Here is an 8,754-nt window from a genome sequence, read left to right as displayed (position 1 = left end):
CACAAAGTGATGATTAAATAGCACGTAAGTGATACTTAGTCTTCAAAAGAATTATACACTGCCCTAATTGCATTTTCAATATCCTCATTTTCTACACCAACAATTATACTTAATTCACTTGACCCTTGATTAATCATTCTAATATTTATATCATATTTTGATAATGCGCTAAACACTTTAGCAGATATCCCTTTAGTTCTTATTATCCCTTCTCCAACAACTGCTATTAACGCCATATTAGGATAGGTTATTAATGAATCTGGTCTACACTGTTTTTCAATTTCTTCTAATATTATATCAAGCTTATTGTCAAGTTCTAAATCGTCAATTACCAATGAAATTGAATCTATCCCCGATGGAATATGCTCAAAGGCTACATTATTGTTTTCAAGAATTGAAAGAATTCTGCGACAATATCCTATATGTTTTTTCATAAGCGTCTTTTCGATTGCTATTACAGTAAAGTCTTTTTTTCCTGCTATGCCTGTAATGTTTCCAGTTTTAACTTCTAATTTATTATTTAAAATAAAGGTTCCCTTGTCCAGTGGACTATTAGTGTTTTTTATATTTATTGGAATTCCATGATTTTTAACAGGAAAAATTGCCTCTTCATGAAAAACATTTGCACCCATATATGAAAGTTCCCTAAGTTCTTTATATGTTACCTCTTCAATATGCTTGGGATTATTAACAATCCTTGGGTCCGCCATCAAAAATCCTGACACGTCTGTCCAGTTTTCATAAACTATTGCATCTACACCCTTAGCAATTATTGCTCCTGAAATATCTGAGCCACCTCTTGAAAAAGTGATTATCTTACCATCTGGGGAAGCGCCATAAAATCCAGGTATTACTGCTTTTTTTGCCTTTAATAGTCTTTTATTTACAGCATCGTAGGTTGCATCCTCATCCAAACGTCCACTTTTCTTAAAAACAATAATCTCAGCAGCATCAACAAACTCATACCCTAAATATTCAGCTAATACTAAACCATTTAAATATTCTCCCCTACTCGCTACATAATCTTTAGAAGCTCCATCAATTATTTTTTCCTTAAGTTCATTTAAATATTTTAACATATCTATCGAAACATTTAATTCACTGCATAAAGTAGTATATCTTTCTTTAATTAATTCGAATAATTCATCAAATGGTAGTGATTTTTCCACATGCTCTTGACATAAATATAAAAGATCTGTAATTTTGTAATCACCTTTATGCCTCTTACCCGGAGCCGATGGCACAACATAGCAACGCCTCTCATCAGCTAAAACAATATCTTTTACCTTCTTAAATTGATGACTATCAGATAGTGAACTTCCACCAAATTTTGCAACTATAACTTCCACAATTTTTACCTCCTAATTGTCTTAACCTTGAAAAACTTATATATTAAGTATCTTTTCAATTTGTTTTTTCATTTCATTCTTTTTGCAAATAGTCTTGTGAAGCACAGGTCTTGTCTCTAAATCCACTATCCCTGCTGGAATATCTCCCTTTGTTATTTTACTAAGTTCTGCTATTAATTTAAAATCATTTAACCCTATATATTTTGCATCTATTGATTTCATAACATCTGGCGTAAATTTATAAGGACTTGCAGTCGACACAATAACTGTCTTTGTAATATCCTTTGTTTCCTCTAAATATTTTTGATAAACTGCGTAAGAAACTGCGGTGTGTGTATCAATTACATAATTAGTATTTTTATAAACCTCAGTTATTGCATGTGCCGTATCCTCTTCTGTTGCATAACCTCCAACGAAATCTTTTAACTCTTTTTTCATGTCATCGTCAATCTCATATTTACCGTGCTGCTTAAGCTCATCCATAAGTTTTTTTATCTTTGATGAATCTTCACCACTTATAGCATATAAAAGTCTCTCAAGATTACTTGAAATCAATATATCCATTGAAGGCGACATAGTTATTACAAAGTCCCTCAATCTGTCATATGTACCTGTATTTATAAAATCAAATAAAACTTTATTTTCATTTGAAGCACAAATTAGCTTTTTAATAGGTAATCCCATTTTCTTTGCGTAGTATCCCGCCAATATATTTCCAAAATTTCCGGTTGGTACACAGAAATTAATCTCTTCCCCTATTTTGATTTCTCCTGTATTACAAAGTTGAGTGTATGCATAGAAATAATATACAACCTGAGGTATTAGCCTTCCAATATTTATTGAATTAGCTGATGAGAACATTTTGTTATTATCAGCTAATCGCTTAAGAAGGCTCTCATCCGTAAGCATTTGCTTAACTCCATTTTGTGCATCATCAAAGTTTCCTTCAATGCCTATGACAAATGTATTATCTCCAGTTTGTGTTAACATCTGCATTTTTTGAATTGCGCTAACACCCTCCTCTGGAAAAAATACTATTATCTTTGTACCAGGAACATTAGCAAAACCTTCTAGTGCTGCTTTCCCTGTATCACCAGATGTGGCAGTAAGAATAACCATTTCTTTATCAATCTTTAATTTTTTTACTGCGTTTTTTAATAGGTAAGGTAATATTGATAGTGCCATGTCCTTAAATGCTAAAGTTGGTCCATGGTATAACTCTAAAAAATATGATTCTCCATGCTTTGAAAGTGGCGCAATAACACTCGTATCAAACTTTTCGTCATAAGCCTTATCTATAGCATCTTTTATATCGTTTTCCGCATAGTCAGATAAAAATTCCTTCATTATAGTAAACGCTAATTCTTTATAATTCATACCAGATAATTCTTCAAGCCCTATAGCAAGCTTTGGTATTGATGTTGGTACAAAAAGTCCTCCATCCGCACTTAATCCCCTTGCAATAGCTTCTGAAGATTTTACAAGTTTTTCATCTCCACGAGTACTCTTATAATTTATTTGTTTCATAATAATATTCCTCCTATGTATTACATTTTATATATCACCTTTTATAAAATAATCCATTAACTTATATCCCTCTGGAAAATATAGGCCTGTCTCCTTCGCTGTGAATTCATTGTAAGAGCCATTTGTATTGTCCTTCTCATTATTGCTTTGGTATATTAAAAATGGAACCGGCTCGCTTGTATGTGTTCTGAGAGCTAGTGGTGTAGGATGATCTGGAAGTATTATCATTCTATAATCTTCGCCTATTCTTTGCATTTCATCTTTAATAACCTTTACTATTTGGTTATCTATAAGTTCTATGGCTTTGTATTTGTTTTCTACTTCATATCTATGGCCACATTCATCTGGGGCTTCAACATGGATATAAACAAAATCCTTACCCTTTGCAAGTTCATTGAGTGCTGCCTTTGCTTTGCCTATAAAATTAGTGTGGATATTTCCAGTAGCACCTTCTACATCTATAACATCCATACCCGCACACAATCCTATTCCTTTTACTAAATCAACCGCAGAAATTACTGAACCTTTTAACTTATACTTTTCATAAAAGCTAGATAAGAGTGGTTTCTTTCCTTCACCCCAAACCCATATTGAATTAGCTGGGTTGAGTCCCCTTGCTACTCTCTTTTTATTTATATCATGCTCTGTTAAAAATTTATAACTTTTTTTCGTCATTTCTTCAATTATTTCACTGCCAAGTCCCTTTGGCATATAATCCTTTACCCCTTTACCTAAAATATCATGAGGTGGTGTAAGCTCCCATTCATATGGTCCATTATCCCATATCATAAGATGTCTATAACTAATACCTGGATAAAATTTTATCGCCTCAGTGCTTAAATACTCACTTAATGCACTTATTAATACCTTTGACTCTTCGGTTGTGATTTCATCAGAACTATGATCAATCATAATTTTTTCTTCGTATGGCTCGCCCTCAGAAACTGTTACCAAATTACATCTAAAAGTAACATCTGTATCTAGCATTTCTACTCCCATGCTTGCTGCTTCAAAAGGTGAACGTCCACTATAATACACAAAAGGATCATATCCGAAAACAGCCATATTTGCTGTATCACTTCCTGCGGGCATTCCCTTTGGCACTGTTTTAACGGTGCCTTGAGTGCCGTGCTTGGCCATATAATCCATAGCAGGAGTACTCGCATATTGAAGGGGTGTTTTGTTATCTAGTTGCTTAATAGGGTAATCTGCCATTCCATCTCCTAGTACTACAATATATTTCATATTAACACTCCTTTTTATATCTTTTTATTATAAATATTTAAATAGTCCAAATTTTCACAAAATTTTTAATGCATGAGGTATACAGATTATTAAACCATATTAAAAAAAATCTCGTCCAAAATGAGATGAGATTAAATTTATGCGATTCCACTCAAATTATATTTTAATCCTCTATGGGCTAAAATTTTAACCTACTTCTTGTGAATTATTGACCAGTGTACTTCTTATATTTGAAATGTTTGAAAATATTTTCCGAGCCACATCTGGTTTATTCATGGTATACAGATGAATTCCATCTATTCCAAATGAGAGTAAATCAATAATCTGTTCAGTTGCATAAGTTATCCCAGCTTCCTTCAAAGCCTCAGGATTATGTTCATATTTTTCAATGATTCTTCTGAATTTTTGTGTCAATTTAGCTCCGCACATTTGGGTGATCCGTTCAATTTGTTTTTTGTTTATTACAGGCATTACACCAGCTGATATAGGAATTTTTATTCCTAATATATCAAGTCTTTCTAAAAAATCGTATAACATTTCATTATCAAAAAAAATTTGAGTTATTAAAAAATCTAAACCATTATCTACTTTAGATTTTAAATATCTTAAATCATTAATTTTACTTGAACATTCTATATGACCTTCCGGATAGCAAGCCCCGCCTATACAAAAGTTATCGGTGCTTTTGATGTGCTTTACCAGATCACTCGCATATTGAAACTTAGGATTACTCAAGATATTGTGGTTGTCACTTGGAACGTCTCCCCTTAGGGCCAGAATGTTTTCCACATTATGTTCTTTTAATTTGTTTAAAATATTCTCAATTTCAATCGTTGTTGAATTATAACAAGTAAGATGCGCCAGTGTTTCAACGTTATATTTATTTTTCAGGATATTAGCTATTTCAACAGTATGGTCTCTGCTACTACCACCAGCACCATAGGTTACACTAATAAAATCAGGTTTTAAGTCCTTAAGGCCATCAATTGTATCATATATAGTATTAATGGGAGTGGCTTCCTTTGGAGGAAATATTTCTAAAGATATGACAGGTTTTTTATTATATAAATCCTTAATACGCATTTTACTCTCCTTTCTAAGGCACTAGACCCAAGCCATTTGTTTAGACTTTGATAAAATATTTGTGTTTCAAAAAAATAAGAACCACTTTTCAATTAGAAAAGCAGCGATATTGCATTACAATATGTAAAATACTACTTCCTTATCTTTCAGAACACTGTTCTGTTGGAATTAACACCTTTGCATTCAAATGGGAATGCCGGTTGTTGGGTTTCATAGGGCCAGTCCCTCCACCTCTCTAGATAAAAATTATTAAGTTTTATTAAGTTTTATTAACTTTTATTTGTTTTTTATTTTAACTTATATTAAAATAAATGTCAATACAATATATATTATATAAATATTAGTATTAGTATTAGTATTAGTATTAGTATTAAATATTATTATTTAGCATTATTATTTGCAATTATTACATTTATACTTTATTCTATTATAAAACTGATTGGAGATTAATATGAAAATTGACAAAAGGGAAGTATTAAGATACTTGGGTCATAAAAATCAGACTATTGATAAGAATATAATCTCTTTAATTGAGGTCTGCTCTCAAGAGATTATTGATATAAGCAAAGAGAGTTTTGTATATGAAATTTTCGACATTTCACGAGAAAACGGGCAAATTCTTCTCTTAGGTAGTACTTTAGTCTTAAAAGGTATCGATATAAAAAAACATCTTATAAATTCAATTAAATGTGTGGTTATGGCCGCTACATTAGGTATAGAAGTGGACAGTAGAATAGCTTACCACTCTAGATTTAATATTACAAAGGGTGTGATTATGGACGCTTGTGCAACTACTGCGATAGAAAACCTATGCGATGAATTACAAACTCAGATTATGGAAGAAGCATTAATTAATAATTTGCATATTACAAGTAGATATAGCCCAGGATATGGAGATTTTTTAATTGAGAATCAACGGGACATATTAAATGTTTTAGACACATATAAAAAAATAGGTCTATCAGTTACGCAAAGTAGTATTATGTTACCAAGAAAATCAGTTACCGCATTTATAGGTCTTAGTGAAACTCCAACTATAAAACCTATTGAAAAGTGTTTGAAATGTAAAAATAAAAATTGTGATTTTAGAAAGGATGGTAGATATTGTGTGTAAAAAAATAAATTTTAATAATTTCTTATTATTCGATGGGGCTATGGGTACAATGCTTCATGAGTACGGAATTAAAAGGGGTGAATTACCTGAAAGTTATAATTTACTGCATCCAGAACTTATTGAAAAAATACATAGAGGATATTTAGATGCAGGTAGTGATGTTATAACCACAAATACATTTGGTGCAAATAGTTATAAACTTAAAAATTCACAATATACAGTTGAAAGTATTATAAAAAATGCAGTGAAAATAGCACGAAAAGTAGCGGTTGAAAGATTTGTTGCACTTGATGTCGGACCTATTGGTCAATTAATGGAGCCACTAGGGACATTATCATTTGCTAATGCATATGAAGCTTTTGCTGAGCAGATTAAAATTGGATCCCGTGAAGGCGCGGATATAATACTTATTGAGACAATGTCAGATATATATGAAGCGAAAGCTGCTATTCTTGCAGCAAAGGAAAATAGTTCACTTCCAGTAATATGTACAATGTCATATCAAAGTGATGGAAGAACATTAACGGGAACTGATCCATTAACTATGGTTAATGTACTTCAAGGACTTGGAGTAGATGCAATTGGAGTAAATTGTTCCCTAGGGCCAAATGAAATGTTGCCGATAATTGCAGAAATTCTTAAGTACTCAAGTGTTCCAGTTATAGTTCAACCTAATGCGGGACTTCCTAAGCTTAAAAATGACGAAACAGTTTTTGATGTTAATTCACATGAATTTGCACAATATGCAAAACTTATGGCTGAAATGGGTGTTACAATTTTCGGTGGTTGCTGTGGAACCACCTATGCGCATATAAAAGCTATAAAAGATGAGCTTAAAAATTTAAAGCCTGTAGCACGTAATGTTCAAAAGATAACCGCAGTAAGTTCACCCTCCTTAACAGTAGTACTCGGAGATGGAATAAAGATTATTGGTGAGCGAATAAATCCCACAGGTAAGAAAAAACTAAAAGAGGCTTTAAAAAATAATAATATGGACTATATACTGCAAGAAGCCATTAATCAAAGGGATGCAGGAGCAGATATTTTAGATGTAAATGTTGGGCTTCCTGAAATCGACGAGAGTGAAGTTATGTTAAACGTAATAAAGGAACTTCAAAGTGTGGTAAATCTTCCACTTCAAATTGATAGTGTTAGATGCGACGTAATTGAGGCGGCAGTTAGAATATATAATGGAAAAGCACTAATAAATTCTGTTAATGGAAAAGATGGCGTTATGGAATCAATATTTCCAATCGTTAAAAAATACGGTGCGTGTGTAATAGGCTTAACCCTTGATGATAATGGCATTCCATCAACTGCTGAAGACAGACTAAAAATAGCAACGAGGATTGTAACCCGGGCAGAAGAATATGGAATAGATAGGGCTGATATTATAATAGACTGTCTTGTTTTAACCGCATCAGCGCAACAAAGTGAGGTTAGGGAGACAATTCGCGCGGTTGAACTTGTTAAATCTACACTCGGGGTTAAAACTACTCTTGGGGTAAGCAACGTATCCTTTGGCCTTCCCCAAAGAGAACTATTAAATAGAACGTTCTTGGCAGCAGCATTAACGGCAGGACTTGATGCCCCTATATTAAACCCTCTATCTCATGATATGATATCTACGGTTAATGCATTCAATGTTCTATGGAATAATGATAAAAATTCAAAAGAATATATAAATGTTTATTCATCCTTTGAAGGCAAAATCTCACCTAAAGACATTAGTAAAGACGTTAGTAAGAATAAAAATTTAACTAGTATTATTATTGATGGTTTGAAAGAAGAGGCTTCGGAAATAACAAAGGTGTTGTTAAATGACATGTCTGGGATGGAAATTGTAAACAAATATCTAATTCCATCTCTTGATATTGTAGGCAAGAAATATGAAAGTGGAGAAATATTTCTCCCTCAATTATTACAATCTGCAGAGACAGTAAAAAAAGCTTTTGAGGTAATAAAAGAAGGTTATATTGCAAGCAAAGACAATAATATTAGTAAGGGAAAAATAGTGCTTGCTACTGTTAGAGGCGACATCCATGATATTGGAAAAAACATTGTGAAGATTTTATTAGAAAACTATGGATTTGATGTAATAGACTTAGGTAAGGATGTACCCGCTGATGATGTGGTTAATGCAGTGAGGCGTGGGAATATTAAATTAGTTGGCTTAAGTGCACTTATGACTACAACCGTAAGGAGCATGGGCGAAACAATAAAAGCACTTAGAGATAATAATTTGGATTGCACTGTTGTTGTTGGAGGTGCAGTTCTAAATGAAGAATATGCAAAAATGATCGGAGCAGATTATTATGCAAAAGACGCAACTCAAACTGTAAAGATTGCAAGAAAACTTTTCAATTGTGAATAAAGTTATTTTCACACACATTCACCTTTTTAAAATAAAAAAAGACCCTAAGGTCTTTTTTTATT

The 8,754-nt window shown here is 32.5% G+C and carries 6 protein-coding genes and 1 riboswitch; of the genes, 2 read left to right on the top strand and 4 right to left on the bottom strand.

Going from position 1 to position 8,754, the window contains the following annotated elements:
• Window positions 1-35: 35 nt before the first annotated feature.
• The 4 genes from JJE11_RS09360 to metF form a co-directional block, all read right to left on the bottom strand.
• Window positions 36-1,352 carry an aspartate kinase gene (locus tag JJE11_RS09360; RefSeq protein ID WP_291634876.1) on the bottom strand — a complete coding sequence of 439 codons (1,317 nt, stop codon included), beginning with the start codon at window positions 1,350-1,352 and terminating at the stop codon, window positions 36-38.
• 33 nt (window positions 1,353-1,385) lie between these two features.
• Window positions 1,386-2,876, bottom strand: a complete 1,491-nt coding sequence (gene thrC, locus JJE11_RS09355) for a threonine synthase (RefSeq protein WP_291634873.1) — start codon at window positions 2,874-2,876, stop codon at window positions 1,386-1,388.
• 27 nt (window positions 2,877-2,903) lie between these two features.
• Window positions 2,904-4,121: a cofactor-independent phosphoglycerate mutase gene (locus JJE11_RS09350; RefSeq protein WP_291634871.1), complete on the bottom strand. Its 1,218-nt coding sequence runs from the start codon at window positions 4,119-4,121 to the stop codon at window positions 2,904-2,906.
• Window positions 4,122-4,307: 186 nt separating this feature from the next.
• Complete coding sequence (gene metF, locus JJE11_RS09345; protein ID WP_291634869.1) at window positions 4,308-5,204, bottom strand: methylenetetrahydrofolate reductase [NAD(P)H]; 897 nt, start codon at window positions 5,202-5,204, stop codon at window positions 4,308-4,310.
• Between the two features lie 136 nt (window positions 5,205-5,340).
• Window positions 5,341-5,450, bottom strand: a riboswitch (SAM riboswitch).
• 205 nt (window positions 5,451-5,655) lie between these two features.
• Between metF and JJE11_RS09340 the strand changes: the two genes are divergently transcribed.
• Window positions 5,656-6,318, top strand: a complete 663-nt coding sequence (locus JJE11_RS09340) for a vitamin B12 dependent-methionine synthase activation domain-containing protein (protein WP_291634867.1) — start codon at window positions 5,656-5,658, stop codon at window positions 6,316-6,318.
• Window positions 6,299-8,692 (top strand): homocysteine S-methyltransferase family protein, encoded by a 2,394-nt coding sequence (locus JJE11_RS09335; protein ID WP_291634865.1) that lies wholly within the window; start codon window positions 6,299-6,301, stop codon window positions 8,690-8,692. Before JJE11_RS09340 ends, JJE11_RS09335 begins: the two co-directional genes overlap by 20 nt.
• Window positions 8,693-8,754: the final 62 nt, after the last annotated feature.

Source organism: Clostridium sp. (assembly GCF_016650095.1).
Classification (GTDB): Bacteria; Bacillota; Clostridia; order Clostridiales; family Clostridiaceae; genus Clostridium_AD.
The sequence above is the reverse complement of the archived record's forward strand: the minus strand, read 5'-3'. Positions and strand labels throughout refer to the sequence as shown.